This is a genomic window from Fulvimonas sp. R45, from assembly GCF_030504985.1.
In the GTDB taxonomy this organism is placed as follows: domain Bacteria; phylum Pseudomonadota; class Gammaproteobacteria; order Xanthomonadales; family Rhodanobacteraceae; genus Rhodanobacter_A.
Map to the genome: position 1 here is coordinate 1 of NZ_JASERU010000012.1, position 24,876 is coordinate 24,876.

A 24,876-nucleotide genomic window follows, 5' to 3' on the forward strand; every position below is an offset into this window, starting at 1 on the left:
ACGTGCAGCAATGCATTGAGCTTACGCGTACTAATGCGCCGTGCGGCTTGACCATATAACCCCAAGACGCTTCGCATGTGCAGGTCCCTCTGCGACGATCCCGGCCTTCCGTGGCCGGACTCCTCAAAAGAGCCACGACCCGCTTCGATGAAGCATCCCGGTTCAACGTTCCAACTCGCTTGTCACTCGTTTACCCCTTTGCGGGTCCGGCGCTTCCAGCGCTGACCCCACCCCTTCCCTGGCGGCCATAGCGCTGTGGTCCCACCCGATCCCATCCCGAACTCGGAAGTGAAACGCAGCCGCGCCGATGGTAGTGTGCACTCGCATGCAAGAGTAGGTCACCGCCAGGGATTTATTCCTTGAAACCCCCTCGCCTCACGGCGCAGGGGGTTTTCTTTGCTCGCATCCGGCGGAGCGGCGACGATCGGTCGCGGCCAAACAGCCGCCTCCCGCCATCGCGCAACCTCGCCGCACCTGCGGCCTCTCGCTCACCCTTCCCGTATCATCGTCACTTCGGGCAATCGGAGCGGCTGCCGACGTTTGCAGGCGGGTGCCTGCGGCGGGGTGGCATGGATCTGGCGCGCCTCGCGCAGTACGCCGCGCGTGGGCCAGGGGCTGGCTCCGTTTGTTGCTTGCCATGCATTTCCAGCCGGAGGTTTTCGCCTCCATTGGATCCACGATGCTACCGCGGGGTACGCCCCGGCGGTTGCCATCAACCCGGAAAGGCCTGGTCCAGCCATTCGGGCACGGGTATGCCCTTGTCGCGCAGGAAGGCGGGATTGAACAGCTTGGCCTGGTAGCGCGTGCCGGCGTCGGCGAGGATGGTCACGATGGTGTGGCCGGGGCCGAGTTCGCGGGCGAGGCGGATCGCGCCGGCCAGGTTCACTCCGCTCGATCCCCCCACGCACCAGCCTTCCTCATGCAGCAACTGGTGCAGCAACGGAACGGATTCCTGGTCCGGGATCGACCAGGCCAGGTCGACCGGAGCGTCGCGGAAGTTCTCGGTGACCCGGCTGGAGCCGATGCCCTCGCTGATCGAACCGCCTTCGGCAAGCAATTCGCCGCGGTTGATGTAATTCGCCAGGGCGGAACCGGCAGGATCGGACAGGGCGATCTTCACCGCCGGATTGCGCGCCTTCAGCGCGCGGCCGATACCGGCCAGGGTGCCTCCGGTGCCGGCTGCGCAGACGAAACCGTCCACCTTGCCGCCGGCCTGCGCCCAGATCTCGGGCCCGGTGGTGTTCTCGTGCCAGTCGCGGTTGGCCGTGTTGTCGAACTGGTTGGCGAACCAGGCGCTGCCGGCGGCGGTGGCGTTCAGTTGCCCGGCGTGCGCACGGGCGATGTGCACGTAGTGCCGCGGGTCCTTGAACGGCACGGCCGGTACCAGTCGCACCTCGGCGCCGGCCACGCGCAGGGCGTCGATCTTCTCGCGGCTCTGCGTGTCGGGCATGAAGATCACGCTCTGATAGCCGCGGCTGGCTCCGATCAGAGCCAGACCGATGCCGGTATTGCCGGCGGTGCCCTCGACGATGGTGCCGCCTCGGCGCAGTTCGCCGCTGCGCTCGGCGTCCAGCAGCAGTCCGAGCGCGGTACGGTCCTTGATCGAGCCGCCGGGGTTGAGGAATTCCGCCTTGGCGAGGATGTCGCAGCCGGTGAGGCGGGAAGCGTGCCGCAGGCGCAACAGTGGCGTGCCGCCGACGGCGGAGGAAAGGTCGGGGTGGATACTCATGCAGAAGTCCGCTGAACAGGCTGGCGCCCGTCAGCACGGGCGTCCATCCAGAGTGCCATCAGGCGGCGTCCGCACGCGACGTCCCGCATATGGCGAATCCACATATGCGTGCGACACCATGAAATAAGCGGACTTACGGACGTTTAGACGTCTAAACGTCCATTGACATGAGGGGTCCTGGCGACTAGAGTCTGCACCACTCATCGAGACCGGCTGAGGGACAGGCCCTTTGAAGCCGGGGCAACCTGCAGGCAAGCCTGCGACGGTGCCAACTCCTGCGGGGGCGCTGAAGGCGTCGGCCGGTAGATGGGAAGTCGTCGAACGTCGCGACAGCGACCGGTTCGACGACGGATCTTCCGCCAGTTCTCCGCAGGGTCGATGCGATCCACGGAGAACCGCGATGCCCGCTTCGACCGCCAAAACCACAGATTCCGACGACCGGCCCACTGCCGTGGTCGTCGCCCTGCACCCACGCACTACCCTGACGGTCCAGCGCAGCAGCCGGCGCGTATCGCTGACGCCACGCTACGGGCAAGGCGGCCGCGAAGTGGAGGTGCGCTACCTGTGGAGCGGCGCGCCCGACGCGCCCACCGTGATCGTGCAGGGCGGCATCTCGGCCGACCGTGACGTGACGGGGGGCGAGGGCCGTGCCGGCTGGTGGTCGGAACTGGCCGGCGAAGGGCGCGCCATCGACCTGTCCAGCTGCCGCGTGCTGAGCATCGACTGGCTCACGCCGACCGAGCTGGGCGCCGATGCGGCGGCGGTGTCCAGCGAGGACCAGGCCGATGCGCTGGCCGCGCTGGTCGACGCGCTGGGCATCGGCCGCGTGGCGGCCTTCGTGGGCTCGTCGTACGGCGCCATGGCGGGACTGGCCTTCGCGGCACGCCATCCCCACCGGCTGGATCGGCTGGTGCTGCTGGCTGGCGCGCATCGTTCGCATCCGCTGTCCACCGCGCAGCGCTCGATCCAGCGCCAGATCGTACGCCTGGGCCTGGCCGCCGGCCGCACGGACGAGGCGCTGGCCCTGGCGCGGCAGCTGGCGATGACCACCTACCGCGGCGGTGAGGAGTTCTCGCGCCGCTTCGGCGGCGAGGCGGAGTACCGCGACGGGCGCTTCCGTTTTCCGGTGGAGGACTACCTGGAGAGCGCCGGGCGCCGCTTCGTCGAGCGCTTCGACGTGCAGCGTTTCCTGGCCCTGTCCGAATCGATCGACCTGCACGACGTGGCCCCGGAGGCGGTGCAGGCGCCGGCCACGCTGATCGGCTTTCCCTCCGACCGGCTGGTGCCGCTGGCCGACCTGTGCGAGCTGCAGCGCCGCCTGCGCGGCCCGGCCACGCTGGAAGTGGTCGACTCGCCCTACGGCCACGACGCCTTCCTGAAAGAAACCGGCAAGCTGGCGCCGCTGCTGCGCCAGGCCATCCCCTGTTGTTGCGGAGTGTGACCATGAGCGCCGAGACCTTCGAGCCCGCCGCCGCCACCCGTGCGGTGCGCGCCGGCATCGAATCCGATACCCAGCACGGCGCCGTGGTGCCGCCGCTGCACCTGTCCACCAACTACAGCTTCGAGGGCTTCGGCCGCAAGCGCCCGTACGATTATTCGCGCAGCGGCAATCCCACCCGCGACCTGCTGGCCGAGGCGCTGGCCGAGCTGGAACAGGGCGTGGGCGCGGTGGTCACCGCCAGTGGCATGGCGGCGGTGGCGCTGGCGCTGGAACTGGTGCCCGCCGGCGCCACGGTGCTGGCCGCGCACGACTGCTATGGCGGCACCTGGCGCCTGCTCGACGCCTGGGCGAAGAAGGGCCGCTTCCGCGTGCAGTTCGCCGACCTCACCGACCCGGCCGCGCTGGCCGCGGGCCTGGCCGGCAAGCCCGCGCTGGTGTGGGTGGAGACGCCGTCCAACCCGCTGCTGCGCATCACCGACATCCGCCACGTGGCGCAGGCCGCGCACGCGGTGGGCGCGCTGCTGGTGGTGGACAACACCTTCCTGTCGCCTGCGCTGCAGCAGCCACTGGCGCTCGGCGCCGACGTGGTGGTGCACTCGACCACGAAGTACATCAACGGCCACAGCGACGTGGTGGGCGGCGCCGTGGTGGCGCGCGACGCGGCGGTAGCCGAACAGCTGAAGTGGTGGGGCAACTGCAACGGCCTCACCGGCGCGCCGTTCGACAGCTTCCTCACCCTGCGCGGCCTGCGCACGCTAAGCGTGCGGCTGCGCCAGCACCAGGAGAACGCGGTGCGCATCGCCAGCCACCTTGACGGCCACGCGGCCGTGCGCAAGGTGTACTACCCCGGGCTGGAATACCACCCCGGGCACGCGCTCGCGGCGCGCCAGCAGCAGGGCTTCGGCGCCATGCTCAGCTTCGAGCTGGACGGCGGAACGGCGCAGATCGAAGCCTTCGTCGAAGGCCTGCGTTATTTCTCGCTGGCCGAATCGCTGGGCGGGGTGGAGAGCCTGGTCGCGCACCCGGCCACGATGACCCACGCGGCGATGGCGCCGGAGGCGCGTCGCCAGGCGGGCATCGCCGACACGCTGCTGCGGCTGTCGACGGGCATCGAGGATGGCGACGACCTGCTGCGCGATCTCGACGCCGCACTGCGGCGCGCCGAGGCAGTGGATGCCTCCAAACGCAGGGCCAGCGCGTGAGCGCGGTGCTGGCCGAACGCGCCGCGCCCGCGCTGCAGCCGCGGGCGCCCGCCGTCGTGCTGCTGGGTACGGGCGTGGTGGGCGGCGCCTTCCTCAAGCTGCTCAACACGCCGGCCGCGTCCGCGTTGCGGCTGGTCGGCGCCGCCAATTCGCAGCGCCAGCAGACCGATCCGTCGAGGCTGGCCGAGCGCGGCCTGCGCGAACAGCTGAAGCGCGACGGCGATGCGCGCGACGACGCCCGGCTGCTTGCCGCGCTCGACGACAGCGGTGCGGGGACCAAGGTGGTCGTCGACGCCACCGCCAGCGCCGAGCTGGCGTCGCGCCACGCGGAATGGCTGGCGCGCGGCTACCACGTGGTCACCGCGAACAAGTCGCTCGGCGGCGGCGACCTGGCCGGCTGGCGCGCGCTGCAGGCGGCGCTGGCGCGCGGCGCACGCTACGGCGACGCCGCCACCGTGGGCGCCGGCCTGCCGGTGCTGTCCACGCTGCGCCGCCTGCGTGACTGCGGCGACGGGCTGCTCACGCTGGAAGGCGTGTTCTCCGGTTCGCTGTCCTACCTGTTCAACCAGTACGACGGCAGCCGGCCGTTCTCGGCGCTGCTGGGCGAGGCGCGCCGGCTGGGCTATACCGAGCCCGACCCGCGCAGCGACCTGTCCGGCGAGGACGTGGCGCGCAAGCTGCTGATCCTGGCCCGCAATGCCGGCTTTGCGCTGGGCTGGGACGAGGTGGAGGTGGAAAGCCTCGTGCCTGAACCGCTGCGCGCGCTGGACACGGACGACTTCCTGGCGCGGCTCGACGAGTTGGATGCGCCGCTCGCCGCTCGCCACGCCGAGGCCGCCTCGCGCGGCCACGTGCTGCGCTACCTGGCGCGGCTGAACCAGCGCGGCCATGCGCGCGTGGGCCTGGTCGAGGTGCCGCCCACGCATCCGGCCGCGCGGCTGTACGGCACCGACAACCAGTTCGCGCTCACCACCACGCGCTACCACACGCAGCCGCTGGTGATCCAGGGGCCGGGCGCGGGACCGGAGGTCACCGCGCAGGCGCTGCTGGGCGACGTGCTGGCGCTGGGCTGAGCCGCGTCGGCCGGTTTCGGGCTCCGGAAAAAAGAAAGCGCGCGGCACGTGGGCCGCGCGCTGTTCCAGTCAAGCGGGAAGCGGAATCAGTGGCCGGTGACGCGCTCGGCTTCTTCCTCGTCCGGCGGCACCAGCGGCGCGTCCGGGGCGGTATGCGCTTCCAGCCGGGCCGCTTCCACCGACGGCGTGCGCCAGCCGGCGCGCACGCCCCACACGTAGTAGAACAGGCCGATCACCGCCACCACGACCAGGTCCCAGCCGTAGGGCAGGTAGCCCTTGCCGCCGAAGGTGCTGCTGCCCAGCCAGGAGACCACGGCCAGCGTGGGCAGGTAGCAGATCAGCCACCAGGCGCCCTTCATCTGGCGGCCGAAGTCGTGCCAGCCGCCCTTGGCCTGGTAGTACAGGTACACCGGCAGGGCCACCACCATCAGCAGGATGATCTCGCCGGTGAGCGGCCAGCGCGCCCAGTACAGCAGCTCGGTGGCCATGATGAAGGCGATGCCGGCGATCACCGGCAGGCCGACCAGGCGCAGCGGGCGGTGCAGCTCGGGGGCGGTGCGGCGCAGGGTCATCACGCTGACCGGGCCGGTGAGGTAGGAGATCACCGTAGCCACCGAGATCACCGCCGCCAAGGTGCCCCAGCCGCGGAAGCAGAACAGGAAGATGAAGGCCACCACCAGGTTCAGCCACATCGCCGGGCGCGGCACGCCCCACTTCGGGTGGATGCGGCCGAACACCTTCGGTAGCGTGCCGTTGCGCTCCATGCCGTAGATCATGCGCGCGGTGGTGGCGGTGTAGGTCATGCCGGTGCCGCTGGGGCTGACGAAGGCATCGGCATACAGCAGCAAGGCCAGCCAGTTCAGGTTGACGATCACCGCCAGCTCGGCGAACGGCGAACTGAAATCGATGCCGTGCCAGCCCGCCTTCGCCAGCAGGTCCGGCGGCACCGCGCCGAGGTAGGCGACCTGCAGGATCAGGTACACCACGGCAGCCAGCACGATCGAGCCGATCACCGCGAAGGGGATGCTCTTGCCCGGATTGTGCGCCTCGCCGGCCAGGTTCACCGGGCTCTGGAAGCCGTTGAAGCTGAACACGATGCCCGCGGTAGCCACGGCGGTGAGGATGGCCGCGAAGTCGTTCACGTGCGCGTCGCCGTGGATGCCTACCGACAGGTTGGCCTCGTGGAAGCCGCTGGCGATCAGCGCCAGGCCGGTGGCGGCGGGCACGACCAGCTTGAACACGGTGATGGCGGTGTTGGAGCGCGCGAACAGCTTCACGCTCCAGAAGTTCAGCAGGAAGTAGATGATCACCAGCACGGCCGCGATCGCCAGGCCGGTGGGCGCCAGCTCGCCGTGGCCGTGGGTGACGTGGTACAGATCCTGCGCCCACTGCCATTTCCAGCCGGCCATGTATTGCACCGAGGCCTCGGCTTCGACCGGGATCACCGAGACGATGGCGATCCAGTTCGCCCAGGCCGCGATGAAGCCCACCAGCGAGCCGTGCGAGTAGTGGCCATAGCGCACCATGCCGCCCGATTCGGGGAACATCGCCCCGAGTTCGGCATAGGTGAGCGCGATCACCATGATCACCGCCGCGCCCAGCACCCAGGCCCAGATCGCGCCGGGGCCGGCCAGCTTGGCGGCGTTCCAGGCGCCGAACAGCCAGCCGGAGCCGATGATGGAGCCGAGGCCGGTGAGCATCAGGGCGAAGGGGCCGACGTCGCGGCGGATCGAGCTGGAATGAGACATGAGGGCTCCCGTGTGGCGAGTGGCCGGCTTCATGCGGCGCAAACACCCGATGATGACAGACCCTTCGCCGCGATGTCAGCCCGCGGGTGCCGGAAGTCATGGCCCGGCTGCGGCATGGCGGATCGTCATAACGTAGATATCGCTCCATCGCGAACAAGAGATATATACTGCGCGCAACGACCACCGGACCCCAGCGATGCCGTCGATCAGCTTCGAGTTCTTCCCGCCCAAGACCGACGAACAACGCGCCCAGCTCGACCGCGCCGCCGAAGCGTTGAAGGGCGCCGCGCCGGAATACGTGTCGGTGACCTTCGGCGCGGGCGGCTCCACGCTCAGCTATACCGCCGACACGGTACGCCGGCTGCACCAGCGGCACGGCTTCCACGTGGCGCCGCACCTGTCGTGCATGGGCGGCAGCCGCGCCGAGATCGCCGCGCTGCTGGACGAATACCGCGACGCCGGCTACCGGCGCATCGTGGCGCTGCGCGGCGACCTGCCCTCGGGCATGGCCACGCCGGGCGACTTCCGCTACGCCGCCGAACTGGTGCGCTTCATCCGCGAGCATTCGGGCGACCACTTCCACGTCGAGGTGGCGGCCTACCCGGAGATCCACCCGCAGGCCGAGGACGCGCTGGCCGACCTGCGCCACTTCAAGGCCAAGGTTGCGGCGGGCGCCAACGGCGCGATCACGCAGTACTTCTTCAACCCCGACGCCTATTTCCGCTTCGTCGAGGATGCGCAGCGGCTGGGCGTGGCGGTGCCGATCGTGCCGGGCATCATGCCGATCTCCAACTACAGCCAGCTCAAGCGCTTCTCCGACGCCTGCGGCGCGGAGATCCCGCGCTGGATCGCCAAGCGCATGCAGGCGCATGGCGACGACGCCGGTTCGATCCGCGACCTGGGCGCCGAAGTGGTGGCGCAGCTGTGCCGCCGCCTGCTGGACGGCGGCGCGCCCGGGCTGCACTTCTACACGCTCAACCGCGCCCGGGCCACGCTGGCGGTGCTGGAACGGCTGACCTGAGCCCGGCCGGATGCGGGCGCCCGTCGCGGAAGCCGCGGCGGGTGCCGGCTATGCTTGCCCGATGCGTCCGTTCGCCCTGGTGCTGCTGTTGTTGCTGCCGGCCGGCTCCCTGTCGGGACAGGAGGCCATCCATCGCTGCATGGGCGCGGACGGCATCCCGGTATTCACCGACCGACCCTGCGCCGCGTTGCACGCGACGCCGGTAACCGCCGCGCCATCACCGTCGCCGCCGGACGCGGTCGCGCCGGCACCGCCTGCCACGCTGTGCGCCGCCACCCCGCAGGCCTTGAAGCAAGCCGTGGTCGACGCCTTCGCCGCGCACGACCCGAACCGGCTGGCCGGCCTGATGCTGTGGCGCGGCTACGGCAGCCATGCGGTGGTGGCGGATATCCGGGCATTGGCGCGACTGATGCGCCAGCCGCTGCTCGGCATCCACCTGGCCGGGACCGGCGACGCGGACGGCGACGATGCTCCGGCGACGTCCGCCACCGCGCCGGACGCCGCGCCCGTGCCCATCGAACTCGTGCTGAGCACCGCTGCGGACGACGGCTCCGGCGCGCCGCGCCAGAGCCGCTTCGAGGTGCGGCCGCGCGCCGGCTGCCTGTGGCTGGAGCCGTCCGGCTGAGCCACGGCGGCCGGCGCGGTATCATGGGCGGTCCCCACCGGAGAACCGACATGGCGCAGCAGTACCCCGAATGGATCTGGCAGAACGGCGCGATCAAGCCCTGGGCCGAAGCCACCACCCACGTGATGGCGCATGCGCTGCACTACGGTTCCTCGGTGTTCGAGGGCATCCGCAGCTACGCCACGCCGGACGGCGCGGCGATCTTCCGGCTCACCGACCACCTGAAGCGGCTGTACCTGTCGGCCAAGATCTACGACATGCAGCTGCCGTACACGCAGGACGAGCTGGCCGCCGCCTGCCGCGAGGTGGTGAAGAAGAACGGCCTGACCGCCGCCTACCTGCGGCCGGTGGCGTACCGCGGCCTGGGCGGCTTCGGGTTGTCCGCCGAGACGCCGATCGACGTGGCCGTGGCGGCGTGGCCGATGGGGCCGTACCTCGGGCCGGAGGCGCTGGAGCAGGGCATCACCGCCTGCGTGTCGAGCTGGCAGCGCTTCGCGCCGAACACCATCCCCGCCGGCGCCAAGGCGGGCGGCAACTACCTGTCCGGCCAGCTGATCGCGCGCGAGGCGCGCCGGCTCGGCTTCGGCGAAGGCATCGCGCTGGCCTCCACCGGCCTGCTCAGCGAAGGCGCGGGCGAGAACCTGTTCCTGGTCTTCGACGGCGCATTGCACACCACGCCGGCCAGCGCCTCCATCCTCACCGGCATCACCCGCAACACGCTGGTGACGCTGGCGCGCGAGGACGGCATCGAGGTGGTCGAGCGCGACCTGCCGCGCGAATACCTGTACCTGGCCGACGAGGTGCTGATGTGCGGCACCGCCGCCGAGATCACGCCGATCCGCTCGATCGACGGCAAGCAGGTGGGCAACGGCAGCGCCGGCCGCGTCACGCGGCGGCTGCAGGAGCTGTTCTTCGGCCTGTTCAACGGCAGGACCAACGACCAGTGGGGCTGGCTGGAGCCGGTCTGAGCCGCAGATTCCTTCTCCCTATGGGGAGAAGGAGAAAAGCGAATGCTGCGGTTTGGAATCCTTCTCCCCTCCGGGGAGAAGGCGGAAAGCGGGCGCGGCCCTTCTCCCCAGCGGGGAGAGGGCGGAGAGCATGGCTCATCAGTAGCGGTAGTGGTCCGGCTTGTACGGGCCTTCCACCGGCACGCCGATGTAGGCGGCCTGTTCCGGCGTCAGCTTCGTCAGCTTCACGCCGATCTGCTCCAGGTGCAGGCGGGCCACTTCCTCGTCGAGCTGCTTGGGCAGGCGGTAGACGGTCTTCTCGTAGACGTCCTTGTTCTTCCACAGGTCGATCTGCGCCAGCGTCTGGTTGCTGAAGCTGTTGGACATCACGAAGCTGGGGTGGCCGTGGGCGCAGCCCAGGTTCACCAGCCGGCCCTCGGCCAGCATGTAGATGCTGTGCTTCGACTTCGCGAAGGTATAGCGGTCCACCTGCGGCTTGATGTTCTCGCGGGTGACGCCCTCGGCCGCGTTCAGGCGATCCATCTGGATCTCGTTGTCGAAGTGGCCGATGTTGCAGACCAGCGCGTTGTTCTTCATCGCCACCATGTGCTCCAGCGTGATGATGTCCTTGTTGCCGGTGGTGGTGACGTAGATGTCGGCGCGGCCCAGGGTGTCCTCGACGGTGGTGACCTCGAAGCCTTCCATCGCGGCCTGCAGCGCGTTGATCGGGTCGATCTCGGTGACGATCACGCGCGCGCCGAAGCCCTTCAGCGAGTGCGCGCAGCCCTTGCCCACGTCGCCGTAGCCGCACACCACGGCCACCTTGCCGGCGACCATCAGGTCGGTGGCGCGCTTGATGCCGTCGGCCAGCGACTCGCGGCAGCCGTACAGGTTGTCGAACTTGCTCTTGGTCACCGAGTCGTTGACGTTGATCGCCGGCACCAGCAGCTTGCCCGCTTCCATCATCTGGTACAGGCGGTGCACGCCGGTGGTGGTTTCCTCGGACACGCCCTTCCAGCCGGCCGCGACCTTCTTCCAGAAGCCGGGGCGCTCCTTGCGGGTGGCCTTGAGCAGGTCCTTGATCACCTGTTCCTCGTGGTTGGCGCCGGGCTGGTCGACCCAGCCGGAGCCGTCTTCCATCTCCACGCCCTTGTGGATCAGCAGGGTGGCGTCGCCGCCGTCGTCGACGATCAGCTCGGGGCCGAGCATGCCGGGGTGGGTGAGCATGTCCAGCGTGCACTGCCAGTATTCCTCCAGCGTCTCGCCCTTCCAGGCGAACACCGGGATGCCGGCGGCGGCGATCGCGGCGGCGCAATCGTCCTGGGTCGAGAAAATGTTGCACGAGGCCCAGCGCACCGAGGCGCCCAGCGCGGCGAGCGTCTCGATCAGCACCGCGGTTTCCTTGGTCATGTGCAGCGAGCCGGACAGGCGCACGCCTTTCAGCGGCTGCTGCGGGGCATAGCGGGCGCGGATCTGCATCAGGCCGGGCATTTCCTCCTCGGCCATGCGGATGCGGCGGCGACCGAGCTCGGCCAGGGCGATGTCGCGGACCTTGTAGTCCTGCGGGGCGGCATCACGGGTGACAGCGTTCATGGGTTATCTCCGGGTTTGTCCGCGCGGGGGTACGCGGGCATCCGGGCGCCGTTGGAAGGGAACGTCCATCGAGCCTGGCCGCGGGCTATCCACGGTCGCAGCGCCCCTCGATGGGAAGGAGACATTGTAGCGTTATGACCAGACGGAAGGAGCTTCTTCACGCAATTTGGGTAGGCTAGGGCGTTCAGCCAACGGAGGAAGTGATGGAAGCCAGCCGCGACCCCGATTTCCTGCCGCACGACGGCCCCCTGCGCGAGGACGTGCACCGGCTCGGCGCGCTGGTGGGCCGCATGCTGGCCGAGCAGGGCGGCGAGGCGTTCTACCGGCGCGTGGAGGACGTGCGCACCGCGGCGATCCGCCGCCGCCGCGAAGGCGATGCGCTGGACGGCCTGGCGTCGTCGCTGGCGGGGCTGGAGGCGGACGACGCGGAAGCGCTGGCGCGCGCCTTCGCCACCTATTTCCAGGCGGTGAACACGGCCGAGCGGGTGCATCGCATCCGCCGTCGCCGCGACTACCAGCGCGCCGGCGGCGCGCCGCAGCCGGAATCCCTGCTCGCCGTGCTGCGGCGGCTGAAGGCCGAGGGCGTCACCGCCGCCGAGTTGCTCGAATGGTTGCCGAAGGTGCAGGTCGAGCCGGTGTTCACCGCGCATCCCACCGAGGCGGTGCGCCGCTCGCTGCTGGAGAAGGAGCAGGCGATCGTGCGCGCGCTGGTGGACGACTTCGACCCCACCCGCACCCCGCAGGAACGCGCCGAGGACGAGGACCGCATCTACATGGCGCTGTCGGCCGGCTGGCAGACCGCCGAGGCCTCGCCGGTGCGCCCCACCGTGCAGGACGAGCACCACCACGTCGGCTTCTACCTCGCCAACCCGATCTACCGCATCGTGCCCGCCCTGTACGAGGCGCTGGCCGACGCGCTGCAGCAGGTGTACGGCGTGGCGACGGAGCTGCCGCGGCTGCTGTCGTTCGCCACCTGGGTCGGCGGCGACATGGACGGCAACCCCAACGTGGGCGCCGACACCATCGCCGCCAGCCTCGCCACCCAGCGCGCGCACGTGCTGGAACACTACCTGGCCGACGTCGCCGCGCTGGCGCGCCTGCTCAGCCAGACCGAGGGCCGCGTCGGGGTGGACCCGCGCCTGGCGCGACGCCTGGACGACTACCGCGCGCGCTTCCCGCAGGCTGCGGGGCGGATCCGTCCGCGCCACGCGGACATGCCCTACCGCAGCCTGCTCGCCCTGATCGCGGCGCGGCTGGAAGCCACCCTGGAAGACGGCCACGCGGAAGGCTACGGCGCCGTCGACGACCTGCTCGACGACCTGCAATTGATCGACGACAGCCTGGTCGACCACCGCGGCCTGCACGCCGGCGCCTACGCGGTGCGCCGGCTGATCCGCCGCGTGCGCACCTTCGGCTTCCACCTCGCGCGGCTGGACGTGCGCCAGGACTCGCGCGTGCACGACGACGCCCTGGCCGCGCTGCTCGACGACGGCGAATGGAGCGGGCGCGACGCCGCGTCGCGCGCCGACCGGCTGCGCCCCTACGCCAGCGGCGAACGCCGCTTCGCCGACTGCGACGACGAGACCGCCACGCGCCTGCGCGCGGTGTTCCGCACCCTGGGCGAGATGCGCGCGCGCTACGGCGTCGAGGCCACCGGCCTGTACATCATCAGCATGGCGCGCACCGCCGCCGACGTGCTGGCGGTGCTGGCGCTGGCGCGCCATGGCGGGCTTGCCGTCGCTTCCGCTCCCGGTCGGGGCGCCGTCGATCCTTCTCCTTCTCCCCTGCGGGGAGAGGAAGCCAAGAGCGTCGTGCCGCTGGACATCGCCCCGCTGTTCGAGACCGTGGACGACCTGAAGAACGCGCCGGCGACCCTGCGCGCCCTGCTCGCCGACCCCGTCTACCGCGAGCACCTGCGCGCCCGCGGCGACCGCCAGTGGGTGATGCTCGGCTATTCCGACAGCGGCAAGGACGGTGGCACGCTGGCCTCGCGCTGGGGCCTGCAGCGCGCCCAGGTGGAACTGCTGGAGGTGGCGGACGAAGCCGGCATCCGGCTCTCCTTCTTCCACGGCCGCGGCGGCTCGGCCAGCCGCGGCGGCGCGCGCATCATGCCGGCGCTGATGTCTTCGCCGCGCGGCTCGGTGGCCGGCGTGCTGCGGGTCACCGAGCAGGGCGAGGTGATCCACCGCAAGTACGGCATCCGCGCGCTGGCGCTGCGCAACCTGGAGCAGACCGTGGGCGCGGTGCTGCGCGCCAGCCTGCGCCCGCGCGAGGACGAGCCGCGCGAGGATGCCTGGCGCGAACGCATGGGCGCGCTGGCCGCGCACAGCCGGCGCGTTTACCGCGAGCTGATCGACCGTCCCGGTTTCATCGACTACTTCCGCACCGCCACGCCGATCGACGTGATCGAGCGCATGGCGATGGGCTCGCGCCCCGCGCGCCGGCGCAGCATGCGCGGCGTGGAAGACCTGCGCGCGATCCCCTGGGTGTTCGCGTGGACGCAATGCCGCTCCATCATCACCGGCTGGTACGGCCTGGGCAGCGCGCTGGAATGGGGCGCGGCCGAATACGGCGAGGACGCGCTGGCCGGGATGGCGCGCGACTGGCCGTTCCTCGCCAACGCGCTGGACGACGTGGAGATGCTGCTGGCCAAGTGCGACCTCGACATCGCCGAGGCGTTCTCGAAGCTTTCCGGCCCGCTGCACGGGGAGTTCTTTGGCCTGATCCGCGCCGAATTCGCGCGCACCCGCGACTGGCTGCTGCGCCTCAAGGGCGCGAACCGCCTGTTGCGCGACGACCCGCGGCTGGACGTGTCGATCCGCCTGCGCAACCCCTACGTCGACCCGATGAGCCTGCTGCAGGTGGACCTGCTGCGCCGGTGGCGCGACACCGGCGGCGAGGACGAGGCGCTGCTGCGCGCCCTGGTCGCCTGCGTCAACGGCGTGTCGCAGGGATTGCAGAATACCGGCTGAGCCCGCCGGAGAGCCGTACCCGTTCATCCTGAGCGTAGGCCCGCAGGGCCGACGTGGGGAGCGGCCAGGCATGGCCGCGTTTTGAGGAGCGAGGAAGTCGAAGGTTCGCGCGCGGCTTCGACTCCGCCTGCTTGCACAGGCCACGCTCAGCCTGGACGGCCTTTACAGACCGAACGGTTTTTACGGTCTTTGCTTGACGCCATACCCATGTCCGCCAGCGGATGCTTCCGTCCGTATTCGGACGAACGCGCCACCCCACGCCATCCCCCCGATCCCACTGAAACGGCGATGGCATGCGACCTGACGCGTCCGTGGCGGGTTGGCATGCCGCTTGCCATATCCAGGCATGGACATCGCCAATCCCATGCTCAAGCTCCGCAAGCGCCGCCGCCTGCAATGGAGCGTGGCCGCCGCCGTACTGGCGGTCGCCGCCCTGGTCCTGCTGGTGCTGCGGCTCGGCCCGGCCTTGCCGGTGGCCGATCGCGGCAGCCTGTGGATCGACGTCGTGCAGCAGGGCGACATGCTGCGCGAGGTACGCGCCACCGGCACCCTGGTGCCGCGCGAGATCCGCTGGCTGGCCGCCGCCACGCCCGCCACGGTCGAGCGGATCCTGGTCTGGCCGGGCGCGCAGGTGCAGCCGGACACCGTGCTGATGAAGCTGTCCGACCCCACGGTGCAGGACAGCCTGCGCAACGCCCAGGCCCAGGTGGCGGCCGCCGAGGCCGACGTGGCGGCCAAGCGCGCCGAGCTGGAATCGCAACTGCTCGACCAGCGTTCCGCGCTGGCGCAGGCGGAGTCCGACTACGCTTCGGCCAAGGTCAAGGCGGACATCGACGAGAAGGCCAACCAGATGCACCTGATCCCCCAGCTGGAATACGAGCAGGGTCGGATCGCGCTGAAGCAACTGCAGCAGCGGGTGGCGATCGAGCGGCAGCGCGTGGCCGCGTTCGCCGCCAATATGAAGGCGCAGACCGCGGCGGTGCAGGCGGCGCTGCAGCAGCAGCGCAGCAACCTGCAACTGCGCCAGCGCCAGGCCGACGCGCTCGAGGTGAAGGCCGGCATCGCCGGCGTGCTGCAGGAAGTGGCGGTGCAGGAAGGCGCCCAGGTCGCCGCCGGCGCCAACCTCGCGCGCGTGGCCCGGCCCGACGTGCTGATCGCGCGCCTGCAGGTGCCCGAGGTGCAGGCCAAGGACGTGGCGCTGGGCATGCCGGTGAGCGTGGACACCCACAACGGCCTGGTCGACGGCAAGGTGGAGCGCATCGACCCGGCCGTGCGCAACGGCAGCGTGCAGGTGGACGTGGCGCTGTCCGGCAAGCTGCCGCCCGGCGCGCGACCGGACCTCTCCGTCGACGGCCGCATCCGCATCGCCGAACTGCACGACGTCCTCTCGGTGGGCCGCCCCGCGCTGGCCAAGGCCGACGGCGACCTCAGCCTGTTCCGCCTCGACCCCGGCGGCGACACCGCCACCCGCGTGTCGGTGCGCATCGGCGCCGCCTCGGTCGACCGGGTGCAGGTGGTGCGCGGCCTGAAGGCGGGCGACAAGGTGATCCTGTCCGACGCCAGCCAGTGGGACAGCTACGAACGCATCCGCCTGAAGTGAAGCCATGGACGACTCGCACATGAATGACCGCAATCGTTCCCTGCGTACCTCACCGTCATTCCGGCGCAGGCCGGAATCCAGTTCGGCAAATCGTGCGAAGCACACAAAATCCATAGGGCGTGCTGCGCACGAGTACTTCACGAGACTCCGGCCTGCGCCGGAATGACGGCAAGGCCGCGGCGACGCATCGCCGTGCCGCACGTTCCTTTTCAACCCTGGACAACCCCATGACCGACACCGCCGACGTCATCACCCTCAAGGACCTGCGCAAGGTGTTCCAGACCGACGAAGTGGAGACCCACGCGCTCAGCGACGTGCACCTGGACGTGCGCCGCGGCGAGTACGTCTCCATCTCCGGCCCGTCCGGCTGCGGCAAGACCACGCTGCTGTCCATCCTCGGCCTGCTCGACACCGCCAGCAGCGGCAGCTATGTGCTCAACGGCCACGACGTCGCCGCGCTCAACGCCGGCCAGCGCGCGCGCATCCGCAACGCCGAGATCGGCTTCATCTTCCAGGCCTTCAACCTGATCGGCGACCTCACCGTGCAGGAGAACGTGGAGCTGCCGCTCACCTACCGTGGCGGCATCGACGCCGCGGAGCGCCGCGCCCGCGTGCAGGAGGCGCTGGAGCGCGTGGGCATGGCGCACCGCATGCGGCATTACCCCGCGCAGCTCTCCGGTGGCCAGCAGCAGCGCGTGGCGGTGGCGCGCGCGCTGGTCGGCCGGCCCGCGATCCTGCTCGCCGACGAACCCACCGGCAACCTCGACTCGCGCAACGGCGAGGCGGTGATGGCCCTGCTCGACGAGCTGCACAAGGGTGGCGCCACCATCTGCATGGTCACCCACGACGCGCGCTACGCCGAACTCGCCCAGCGCAAGGTGCGCCTGTTCGACGGCCGCGTGGTGGACGAGGAAACCTTCGACCGCCTGCGCCGCGAGGACGAATCGCGCCTCGACGCGCTGATCGGCCAGCGCATCGGGGCGGATGCATGAACGTCTGGCTCGCCGAGATCTGGCGAACCTGGCGCGCGAGCCTGCGCCGGCCGGGTTTCCTGCTGTTGGCCAGCGGCGTGCTGGCGTTGGGCATCGGCTCCACGGTGGCGGTGTTCGCCCTGATCGAGGGCGCCCTGCTGCGGCCGCTGCCGTATGCGCAGCCGGACCGGCTGGTGGCTCTCGGCATCCAGGACGACGGCTTTTCCATCTCGCCACGTGGCTATCGGCATGTGGCGGGCCTGCAGGGCGTGGTCTCGATGGGGCTGGTCGAAGGCATCTCGCCGCCGGTGAACGTGTCGGGCGACGGCACGCCGGAGCGGGTGAGCGGCATGCGCATCGACCGCGGCGTGCTGCCCACGCTGGGCCTGCGCCTGCCGGCCGGGCGCGACTTCAATGCGGAGGAGGACCGGCCGCACGGTCCGCCGGCCGCGATCCTTGGCTACGGTTTCTGGCAGCGGCGCTACGCGGGCGATCCGCATGCCGTGGGCCGGAGCCTCGTGGTCGAAGGCGTGCCGCACACCATCGTCGGCGTGCTGCCGTCGGACCGGGACGTGTTCGCCGGTGCCGACGTGGTGCTGCCGCTGGCGCTGCCGGCCGATGCCAACGACGGCGGGCCCAATTACTACGCCGTGGCGCGGCTGGCGCCGGGAGCCGGCATCGGCGGCGTCGCCGCCCAGGTCGCGGCGCGCCTGCGTGCGCTGGCGATGGCGGACGGCAGCGTCGACGGCCAGCATCGCCACTACGGCGCGGGTAGCCTCGAGGCCACGCTGCGCGTGGATCAGGCGCAACTGCTGCCGCTGTTCCTCGCCTGCGCCCTGTTCGTGTGGCTGATCGCGCTGGTCAACCTCACCAGCCTGATGCTGCTGCGTGCGCTGCGTCGCGGCCACGACGCGGCGGTACGCGGCGCGCTGGGCGCCCCGTTCCTCCGGCTCGTCCTGCCGGCATTGGCGGAAAGCCTGCTGGTGGGGCTGGCCGGCGCGCTGGCCGGCATGGCGCTGGCCGTGCTCGGGCTGGCGCTGTTCGCGCAGGCGGTGCCGCCGGAATGGCTGGCCGGCGCGCATCTGCATGTGGACGGCATGGCGGGGTGGCTGGCGTTCGGCATGGGCATGTCCGGCGCGTTGCTGTCGGCGGCGATCGGCCTGTGGCGCGGCCGTGCCGGCAGCGGCCTGGACGCGTTGCGCGAGGGCGGTCGCAGCGGCACCGGACGGCACAGCGGCCGCCTGGGTCGCGCGCTGGTGGTGGCGCAGATGGCGCTGGCGGCCACGCTGCTCAGTGCGGCGGGCCTGTTCCTGCACGGCCTGTACGACGCCGCACGGGCGCCGCTGGGCTTCTCCGCGAGCCACGTGCTGGCGTTCGAACTGGCGCCGGTCAAGGCCGACTATCCCGACGCCGCGGCCGTGCATGCCTTGAGCGCGCGCGTGCTGGAGCGCCTGCGCGCGATGCCGGGCGTGGAGCACGTGACCGCGGCGACCAACCTGCCGATCGGCCGCTGGTTCAATTTCGGTGGCTTTCACTTGCCGGGCGGCGACAAGTTCAGCACCGAGGTGCGCGGTGTCGAACCGGGCTTCCTCGCCACGTTCGGCATCGACCTGCGCGAAGGGCGGGCCTTCGCCCGCACCGACGTGCGCGGTGGCGAGGCGGTGGTGATGGTGAGCGCATCCTTCGCGAAGAAATATTTCGGTGGCCACGCGCTGGGCCGGGTGATCGACGTTCCGGGCGACCACGAGCACGACGTTCCGGCCCGCGTGGTCGGCGTGGTGGCCGACACGCACCAGTTCAGCGCGTTGCAGCCGCCGCCGCCGATCCTCTACCTGCCGCTGGCGCAGATGCCGGACTGGGCCATGCACATGTTCCGCGGCTGGTTCCCGCTGCGCTTCGCGCTGCAGGTGCGCGGCGACCCGGCCGGCTACCGCGCCGCCGTGCATGCGGCCGTGGCCGAGGCGGCGCCCGCGCAACCCATCGCCAACCTGCATCCGCTGCGTCAGGACGTGCGCGCCAGCACCGGCGACGTGCGGCTCAACCTGCTGCTGGTAGGTGTCTTCGCGCTGCTGGCGCTGTCGCTGGCTGCGGCCGGCATGTATGCGGTGATGGCGATGGCCGTGGCCGCGCGCGAACACGAGTTCGGCGTGCGCATGGCGCTCGGGGCATCGCCGTCGCACCTGTTGCGGCGGGTGCTGGGCGGCGGGCTGGCGCAGATAGGTGCCGGCCTGGCCTGCGGCCTCGGGCTGGCCGTGTTGCTGTCGGGTCGCCTGCGCGAACTGCTCTACGCGCTGGGGCGGGACAACGCGATCGATCCGGCGGCGATGCTGCTGGTGGCCGTGGTGCTGGCCGTGGCGGGCCTGCTGGCCTGCCTGCTGCCGGCGCTGCGCGCGGCGCGGGTGGCGCCGATGCGCGCCTTGCGGGGGGAGTAGGGACGATGGCGATCCTGCTTGTGGAGATCTGGCGCGCGTGGCGCGCCAGCCTGCGCCGGCCCGGCTTCCTGCTGCTGGCCGGTGGCGTGCTGGCGTTGGGCATCGGCGCCAGCGTGGCGGTGTTCGCGCTGATCCAGAACAGCTTGTGGCGGCCGTTGCCGGTGCCGCAGCCGTCGCGGCTGGTGGTGATCGGCAACATGCGCGACAACGGCCAGGTCGATACCACTTCGCCGCACGAGTATCAGTCGCTCGGCAAACTGGAAAGCGTGGTTTCGCTGGGGCTGGAACGACCGGGCTCGACCGTGAACGTGGCGGGTGCGGGCGTGCCGGCGCAGGTGCCGGTGATCTACATGGATCGCCACGTGCTGCCGACGCTGGAGCTCCGACCGGTGCTGGGGCGCAATTTCACCGCGGCCGAGGACAGCCCGCACGGACCGGCGGCGGTGCTCATCAGCCATGGTTTCTGGCGGCGCCGCTATGACGGCGCCCGCGACGTCCTCGGCACGCAGCTCGACGTCGAGGGCACGCCGCATACCATCGTGGGCGTGCTGCCGGCGGCGCTGAATACCGTACTGGGCCCCGGCGACGTGGTCTTGCCGATGGCACTGCCGCTGGTCAGCTACGACTTGAACCGCAACGGCCACACGGCGATCGCGCGGATGGCGCCCGGCGCCACGGTCGCCGAGGTGTCGGCCGAGGCCGACGCCCACGAACGCAGGATGTTCCGCGCCATGGGCATGGGCGGCAACTGGAAGAAGCCGCGCTACCGCGCCGAAAGCCTGGCCTCCGCCGTGCAGCAGGATGCCCGGCCGTTGCTGCTGCTGTTCCTGGCTGGCGCACTGCTGGTGTTGCTGATCGCGCTGGTCAATCTGGCCAACCTGATGCTGGTGCGCTCGCTTCCGCGCCAGCACGATCTGGCGGTGCGCAGCGCGTTGGGTGCCTCGCGGCTGCGGCTGTTGCTGCCGGCGCTGGGTGAAGGCCTGCTGGTCGGCGGTTGCGGCGCGCTGCTGGGCATGGCGTCGGCGACGATCGGCCTGGCCTTGCTGCAAGGCTGCATTCCCGCCCAGTGGCTGTGGCATGGAGGCCTGCATGTCGGCGCGATGGCGTGGGGACTGGCCTTCGCGATGGGCTTGCTGGGGGCGCTGCTGGCGGCGGGCCTGGCCCTGTGGCGCAGCCGGCATGCGACGTCGGCGGACGAGTTGCGCGAAGGCGGGCGTAGCGGCATCGGCCTGCGCGGCGGCCGCCTGGGACGCCTGCTGGTGGTGGCCCAGGTGGCGTTGGCGGCGATGCTGCTCAGCGCGGCCGGCGTGTTCGTGCATGCGCTCCACGAAGCCTCGCGGCTGGAGCTGGGCTTTGCCGACGGCAACGTGTTGACCTTCGATCTGGCGCCGGTGCAGGCGGACTATCCGGATGCCGTTGCGGTGCAGGCGCTGGCGCAACGCCTGATGCAACGGCTGAGGACGATCCCCGGCGTCACCGACGCGGTGGCGACCACCACCCTGCCGATCAGCCGCGGCATGCTGGAGCAGGGCCAGACCCATGTGACGCCGCCCGGTGGCGAATCTTTCCTGACCCAGTATCACGGCATCGAACCCGGCTTCTTCAAGTTGTTCGGCATTCCGCTCATCCGGGGGCGGCCCTTCACTCGCAACGACGTACGTGGCGGCGAGGGCGTGGTGATCGTCAGCCGGGATCTGGCCGACACGTATTACGGCGGCCACGCGCTGGGCAAGTCGATCGACGTGCATGGCGTCGGCGATGCGGTGCGATCGGCGCGCATCGTCGGCGTGGTGGGCGCGACCTACCAGATGGGGCCGTTGCAGCCAAGGCAGCCGGTGGTGTACGTGCCGCTGGCGCAGGTTCCCGGGACGATGATGGCGCTGTTCCGCAGCCTCGAGCCCCTGCGTTTCGCGATACGCGGCCGCGGCAGCATGGCCGGCTGGCGCGCCGGCGTGCGCGAAGCCCTGGCGGAGATTGCGCCCGGGCAACCCATCGCCCACCTGCGCACCTTGCACAGCATCGTGCGCGCGACCACCGCGACCGCGCGGCTCAGCCTGTGGCTGATCGGCCTGTTCGCCGCGCTGGCGTTGCTGCTGGCGGCGGCGGGACTGTACGCGGTGATGGCGGTGGCGGTGGCCGCACGCGAGCGCGAGTTCGGCGTGCGCATGGCGCTGGGCGCGGCGCCTTCGCGCTTGCTCGCCCTGGTGTTGCACGGCGGCCTGCTGCAGATCGCGGCGGGCCTGGCGCTGGGTGTCGGTATGGCCTGGCTGGTGGCGCGCGCGATGTCGCAGGCAGTGATGACGCTGATCGGCCGCGGCGGCGCGCTCGACCCGCTGGTGATGCTGGGCGTGGCGGTGGTGCTGGCCGTCGCGGGGTTCGCCGCCTGCCTGCTGCCGGCCTTGCGCGCGGCGCGGGTGGCGCCGATGCATGTCTTGAGGGGGGAGTGAACATGATCGTGCGTGAATTCCGCGAAGCGTGGCGCCGGCTGGCGCGGCGGCCCGGCTATGCGCTGCTGTCGGTGGCGGTGCTGGGCGTGGGGCTGGGGGTGGTGCTGTTCCTGTTCGGCATCGTCAACAACGTCATCCTGCAACCGCTGCCGTTTCCGCAGGCCGGGCGGCTGGTGGCGGTGGGCGAGCCGGCCCCTCACGGCATCGGCGACATGGACAGCGACCAGTACCTGCTATTGCGCGGCACGTTGCGCAGCCTGGACCTGATGGGCGCGTATCGAGCCATCGACGTCAACCTGGACAACGGGCAGGGGGCGAGCCATTACGATGGAGACCTGCTGACCGCCTCGATGATGCATCTGCTCGGCGTGAAGCCTTTGCTGGGACGCAGCTTCGTCCCCGCCGACGACGCGCCGGGCGCGCCGCGCGTGGTGCTGATCAGCGAGTCGCTGTGGCGGCATGCGTTCGGCGCCGACCCGCGCGTCGTCGGCCGCGCCGTGCGGGTGGACGGCGAGTGGGCCAGCGTGATCGGCGTGCTGCCGGCGACCTTCAGGTTCGAGAGCGGGATCACCGAGGTGTGGATGCCGTTGCGCCTCGCCCCCGGCCAGCACATGGACATCGCCGTGGCGGCCCGGCTGGCGTCTTCGGTGCAACTGGACCAGGCGCGCGCGGAACTGGACGCCTGGGCCGGCCGCCTGCAACGCACGCTCCCGCCGGGGCAGCATGTGCGGCCATTGACCATGTATCCGCTGTCGGTGGCCTTCGCGCCGCTGGACCTGCGCCACTGGGTCTGGCTGATGTTCGGCGCAGGCGTGCTGGTGCTGTTGCTGGCGTGCATCAACGTGGCCAACCTGCAACTGGTACGGACCCTGCAGCGGCGGCAGGAACTGGCGCTGCGCAGCGCGCTGGGCGGCAGTCGTGCGCGGCTGCTGCTCGGGACGCTGGTCGAATGCCTGCTGCCGGCGGCGGCGGCGCTGGCCGTGGGGCTGCTGATCGCGCACGGCTGCGGCTACTGGATGAGGGTGACGTGGATGGCCGTCCATCCGTACACGGTGCCCTACACGCATGGCCTCGATGGCTGGGTGATGGGCTTCGGCGTCATGGCCGCCCTGCTCAGCACGATGCTGGCCGGCGGCGTTCCCGCCTGGCGCGCCTCGCGGCCCGATCTGCAGGATGCCTTGCGCGACGGCGGCAAAGGCTCCGGCGGCGGTTTCGCGCGGGTGGCGAAGGTGATGGTGGTGGTCGAGGTGATGCTCACCGTGGTGCTGCTGGTCGGCGCCGGTACCTTCGTGCGTGCGCTGGACACCCTGCTGGCGCAGCCGGCGGTGGGCGCGGCACATGCCGCAAGGGTGCTCACGGCCGACGTGGCGCTGCCGCCAGGGCTGTACGGGGATGACGCGAAACGCATCCGCTTCTTCGGCCAGGCGGTCGAGCGCCTGCGCCAGCAGCCCGGCGTGGTCGACGCCACGGCGTCCGACACCGTGCCCAGCGCCTACCTCGGCAGCCACGAGGACGTGTCGCTGCCGGGCCAGCCGCAGCCCTCGGATGGCTGGCCGCGGGTGCAGATGGGCATCGTCGATCCGCACTTCCTCGCCACCTACGGCGTGCGCCTGCTCGAAGGCCGCTTCCTCGACGCGCGCGACACCGCCGGCAGCGAACGCGTGGCGGTGATCGACGCCAAGATGGCCGCCGCGATGTGGCCGCACCAGGACGCGCTCGGCCGCAAGCTGGTGCTGTGGCCGGGGCGTCCCCAGGCGCTTGCGCTGACCGTGGTCGGGGTGATCGAGTCGCTGCAGCTCGACGGCATGCTGGAGCGCTCCCTGCCCGGCATGCTGATACCGCTGGAGCAATCGGCGGGGCAGTCGCCGCTGCACGGCGTGGGCCTGGCCGTGCGGCTGCATGCCGACGCCGCCGGCTTCCTGCCGCATCTGGCCGACGTGGTGCACGGCATCGACCCGCAGGCGGCCGTGTACGCGGTGCGCAGCCAGGCGAAGGACATGGCGATGCAGCGGGTGAACCTGGTGGTGATGACCGACATCTTCAGCGCGCTGGGCCTGGTCGCCCTGCTGCTGGCCGGCGCGGGGCTGTACGGCGTGCTGGCGTTCTCGGTGGCGCAGCGCACGCGCGAGCTCGGCATCCGCCGCGCGATCGGTGCCGGGCACGGCGCCGTCGTGCGCACGGTGGCGCGGCAACTGGCATGGCAGCTCGGCATCGGCCTGGGCGTCGGGCTGGCGCTGGCCATGCCATGGTCGAACGTGCTGGCCGACCCGGGCCTGCACACGCGCGCCCACGACCCGGCCGTGTTCGTGCCGGCGCTGCTGCTGGTGCTGGGCGTGTCCATGCTGGCCGCGCTGGTACCGCTGCTGCGCGCGCTGCGGGTCGATCCGGCGGTGGCGCTGCGTTATGAGTGAGGCGCAAGGTGGACAAACAGCCACCAGGCGGCTACCGTATGCAAAGGTAATACCTTTTCATACTTGGAGTATGCCCATGGCAGCTTCGGTAAAGATCGACGATGACCTGAAGGAACGCATACAGCACCTGGCCGGACTGCGCCAGCGCTCGGCGCACTGGATCATGCGCGAGGCTATCCAGCAGTACGTCGAGCGAGAGGAAGCCCGCGAGAGTTTCAGGCAGGAGGCGCTGGCTTCGTGGCAGGCCTATCGGGAAACCGGGCGGCATGTGACCGGCCAGGAAGCGCGTGCATGGCTGGATACCTGGGGCACGGGTGACGAGAAGGAAGCACCCGGGTGCCACGGGTAGTCGTCACGGCGGCGGCGGTGGCGGGGCTGGAACGCTGTCGTTCCTTTCTGGCGGGCAAGGCGCCGGAAGCGTCGCGGCGCGCGGCGCAGGCCATCGCCCAGCAGTTCCTGCTGCTGGAATCGACGCCGGGCATGGGACGCCCCTTGCCCGATCCACCGGAACTGCGCGAACTGGTGGTCGCGTTCGGCGACTCGGGCTACGTGGCCCTTTATCGCCACGTGCCGGACGAGGATGCCGTGTACGTCCTGGCGTTCCGGCACCAGAAAGAAGCCGGGTATTGAGGGGCGCAGGCCAAGTGCACGATGAGCGCCGAAG

Annotated in this window: 17 protein-coding genes, 1 rRNA gene and 2 riboswitches; of the genes, 15 read left to right on the forward strand and 3 right to left on the reverse strand. The window is 70.8% G+C overall.

The annotated features are described in order from the left end of the window. Positions 1-237 precede the first annotated feature (237 nt). Positions 238-350, forward strand: a 5S ribosomal RNA gene (gene rrf / locus QMK61_RS11635). 362 nt (positions 351-712) lie between these two features. On the opposite strand, the gene QMK61_RS11640 is transcribed toward rrf, so the two are convergent. After that, complete coding sequence (locus tag QMK61_RS11640) at positions 713-1,729, reverse strand: cysteine synthase A (protein WP_302072378.1); 1,017 nt, start codon at positions 1,727-1,729, stop codon at positions 713-715. A gap of 197 nt (positions 1,730-1,926) precedes the next feature. Next, positions 1,927-2,042, forward strand: a riboswitch (SAM riboswitch). An 87-nt stretch (positions 2,043-2,129) separates the two neighbouring features. Here QMK61_RS11640 and QMK61_RS11645 point away from each other — a divergent pair. Genes QMK61_RS11645 through QMK61_RS11655 form a run of 3 tightly spaced genes read left to right on the forward strand, consistent with a single transcriptional unit; the run spans position 2,130 to position 5,445 of the window. Next, positions 2,130-3,170 carry a homoserine O-succinyltransferase gene (locus tag QMK61_RS11645; protein WP_302072379.1) on the forward strand — a complete coding sequence of 347 codons (1,041 nt, stop codon included), beginning with the start codon at positions 2,130-2,132 and terminating at the stop codon, positions 3,168-3,170. Between the two features lie 2 nt (positions 3,171-3,172). Continuing rightward, complete coding sequence (metB, locus tag QMK61_RS11650) at positions 3,173-4,372, forward strand: cystathionine gamma-synthase (protein WP_302072380.1); 1,200 nt, start codon at positions 3,173-3,175, stop codon at positions 4,370-4,372. Next, positions 4,369-5,445, forward strand: a complete 1,077-nt coding sequence (locus tag QMK61_RS11655; RefSeq protein ID WP_302072381.1) for a homoserine dehydrogenase — start codon at positions 4,369-4,371, stop codon at positions 5,443-5,445. The genes metB and QMK61_RS11655 overlap by 4 nt, the downstream gene beginning before the upstream one ends. An 86-nt stretch (positions 5,446-5,531) precedes the next feature. Here QMK61_RS11655 and QMK61_RS11660 read toward each other — a convergent pair whose 3' ends face one another. After that, a complete protein-coding gene (locus QMK61_RS11660; protein WP_302072382.1) occupies positions 5,532-7,193 on the reverse strand; it encodes an APC family permease in 1,662 nt (553 codons plus the stop codon). Positions 7,194-7,389: 196 nt separating this feature from the next. Between QMK61_RS11660 and metF the strand changes: the two genes are divergently transcribed. The 3 genes from metF to QMK61_RS11675 all read left to right on the forward strand — a co-directional run bounded on the left by metF (position 7,390) and on the right by QMK61_RS11675 (position 9,807). Beyond that, the gene (gene metF / locus QMK61_RS11665; RefSeq protein ID WP_302072383.1) at positions 7,390-8,214 is read left to right on the forward strand and encodes a methylenetetrahydrofolate reductase [NAD(P)H]; all 825 of its coding nucleotides are present in this window, start codon (positions 7,390-7,392) and stop codon (positions 8,212-8,214) included. A 61-nt stretch (positions 8,215-8,275) separates the two neighbouring features. Next, a complete protein-coding gene (locus tag QMK61_RS11670) occupies positions 8,276-8,839 on the forward strand; it encodes a DUF4124 domain-containing protein (protein WP_302072384.1) in 564 nt (187 codons plus the stop codon). A gap of 50 nt (positions 8,840-8,889) precedes the next feature. Next, positions 8,890-9,807, forward strand: coding sequence for a branched-chain amino acid transaminase (locus QMK61_RS11675; RefSeq protein ID WP_302072385.1), 918 nt, complete (start codon positions 8,890-8,892; stop codon positions 9,805-9,807). A 138-nt stretch (positions 9,808-9,945) separates the two neighbouring features. Here QMK61_RS11675 and ahcY read toward each other — a convergent pair whose 3' ends face one another. Beyond that, the gene (gene ahcY, locus QMK61_RS11680; RefSeq protein ID WP_302072386.1) at positions 9,946-11,379 is read right to left on the reverse strand and encodes an adenosylhomocysteinase; all 1,434 of its coding nucleotides are present in this window, start codon (positions 11,377-11,379) and stop codon (positions 9,946-9,948) included. 36 nt (positions 11,380-11,415) lie between these two features. Beyond that, positions 11,416-11,494: riboswitch (S-adenosyl-L-homocysteine riboswitch) on the reverse strand. Between the two features lie 88 nt (positions 11,495-11,582). Here ahcY and ppc point away from each other — a divergent pair. From ppc to QMK61_RS11720, 8 genes are all read left to right on the forward strand, one after another. Beyond that, a complete protein-coding gene (gene ppc / locus QMK61_RS11685; RefSeq protein ID WP_302072387.1) occupies positions 11,583-14,351 on the forward strand; it encodes a phosphoenolpyruvate carboxylase in 2,769 nt (922 codons plus the stop codon). Positions 14,352-14,715: 364 nt separating this feature from the next. Beyond that, positions 14,716-15,951: an HlyD family efflux transporter periplasmic adaptor subunit gene (locus QMK61_RS11690; RefSeq protein WP_302072388.1), complete on the forward strand. Its 1,236-nt coding sequence runs from the start codon at positions 14,716-14,718 to the stop codon at positions 15,949-15,951. 227 nt (positions 15,952-16,178) lie between these two features. Beyond that, positions 16,179-16,943, forward strand: coding sequence for an ABC transporter ATP-binding protein (locus tag QMK61_RS11695; RefSeq protein ID WP_302072389.1), 765 nt, complete (start codon positions 16,179-16,181; stop codon positions 16,941-16,943). Then, entirely contained in the window at positions 16,940-19,354 is a 2,415-nt protein-coding gene (locus QMK61_RS11700; RefSeq protein ID WP_302072390.1) for an ABC transporter permease, read from the forward strand. Before QMK61_RS11695 ends, QMK61_RS11700 begins: the two co-directional genes overlap by 4 nt. A gap of 5 nt (positions 19,355-19,359) precedes the next feature. Next, entirely contained in the window at positions 19,360-21,801 is a 2,442-nt protein-coding gene (locus QMK61_RS11705; protein ID WP_302072391.1) for an ADOP family duplicated permease, read from the forward strand. Positions 21,802-21,803: 2 nt separating this feature from the next. Continuing rightward, entirely contained in the window at positions 21,804-24,212 is a 2,409-nt protein-coding gene (locus tag QMK61_RS11710; protein WP_302072392.1) for an ADOP family duplicated permease, read from the forward strand. A 76-nt stretch (positions 24,213-24,288) separates the two neighbouring features. Further along, on the forward strand, positions 24,289-24,561 hold the full coding sequence (locus QMK61_RS11715) for a CopG family ribbon-helix-helix protein (RefSeq protein ID WP_302072393.1): 273 nt from the start codon (positions 24,289-24,291) through the stop codon (positions 24,559-24,561). 26 nt (positions 24,562-24,587) lie between these two features. Continuing rightward, on the forward strand, positions 24,588-24,842 hold the full coding sequence (locus QMK61_RS11720) for a type II toxin-antitoxin system RelE/ParE family toxin (RefSeq protein ID WP_345783629.1): 255 nt from the start codon (positions 24,588-24,590) through the stop codon (positions 24,840-24,842). Positions 24,843-24,876: the final 34 nt, after the last annotated feature.

Excerpts from the sequence above, each read along its gene's own strand:
- QMK61_RS11690 (WP_302072388.1), top strand. The coding sequence starts at position 14,716 with ATGCTCAAGCTCCGCAAGCGCCGCCGCCTGCAATGGAGCGTGGCCGCC.
- QMK61_RS11705 (WP_302072391.1), top strand. The coding sequence starts at position 19,360 with ATGGCGATCCTGCTTGTGGAGATCTGGCGCGCGTGGCGCGCCAGCCTG.
- QMK61_RS11715 (WP_302072393.1), top strand. The coding sequence starts at position 24,289 with ATGGCAGCTTCGGTAAAGATCGACGATGACCTGAAGGAACGCATACAG.
- ahcY (WP_302072386.1), bottom strand. The coding sequence starts at position 11,379 with ATGAACGCTGTCACCCGTGATGCCGCCCCGCAGGACTACAAGGTCCGC.
- QMK61_RS11645 (WP_302072379.1), top strand. The coding sequence starts at position 2,130 with ATGCCCGCTTCGACCGCCAAAACCACAGATTCCGACGACCGGCCCACT.
- QMK61_RS11710 (WP_302072392.1), top strand. The coding sequence starts at position 21,804 with ATGATCGTGCGTGAATTCCGCGAAGCGTGGCGCCGGCTGGCGCGGCGG.
- QMK61_RS11660 (WP_302072382.1), bottom strand. The coding sequence starts at position 7,193 with ATGTCTCATTCCAGCTCGATCCGCCGCGACGTCGGCCCCTTCGCCCTG.
- QMK61_RS11675 (WP_302072385.1), top strand. The coding sequence starts at position 8,890 with ATGGCGCAGCAGTACCCCGAATGGATCTGGCAGAACGGCGCGATCAAG.
- QMK61_RS11670 (WP_302072384.1), top strand. The coding sequence starts at position 8,276 with ATGCGTCCGTTCGCCCTGGTGCTGCTGTTGTTGCTGCCGGCCGGCTCC.
- QMK61_RS11700 (WP_302072390.1), top strand. The coding sequence starts at position 16,940 with ATGAACGTCTGGCTCGCCGAGATCTGGCGAACCTGGCGCGCGAGCCTG.
- ppc (WP_302072387.1), top strand. The coding sequence starts at position 11,583 with ATGGAAGCCAGCCGCGACCCCGATTTCCTGCCGCACGACGGCCCCCTG.
- QMK61_RS11640 (WP_302072378.1), bottom strand. The coding sequence starts at position 1,729 with ATGAGTATCCACCCCGACCTTTCCTCCGCCGTCGGCGGCACGCCACTG.
- metB (WP_302072380.1), top strand. The coding sequence starts at position 3,173 with ATGAGCGCCGAGACCTTCGAGCCCGCCGCCGCCACCCGTGCGGTGCGC.
- QMK61_RS11695 (WP_302072389.1), top strand. The coding sequence starts at position 16,179 with ATGACCGACACCGCCGACGTCATCACCCTCAAGGACCTGCGCAAGGTG.
- metF (WP_302072383.1), top strand. The coding sequence starts at position 7,390 with ATGCCGTCGATCAGCTTCGAGTTCTTCCCGCCCAAGACCGACGAACAA.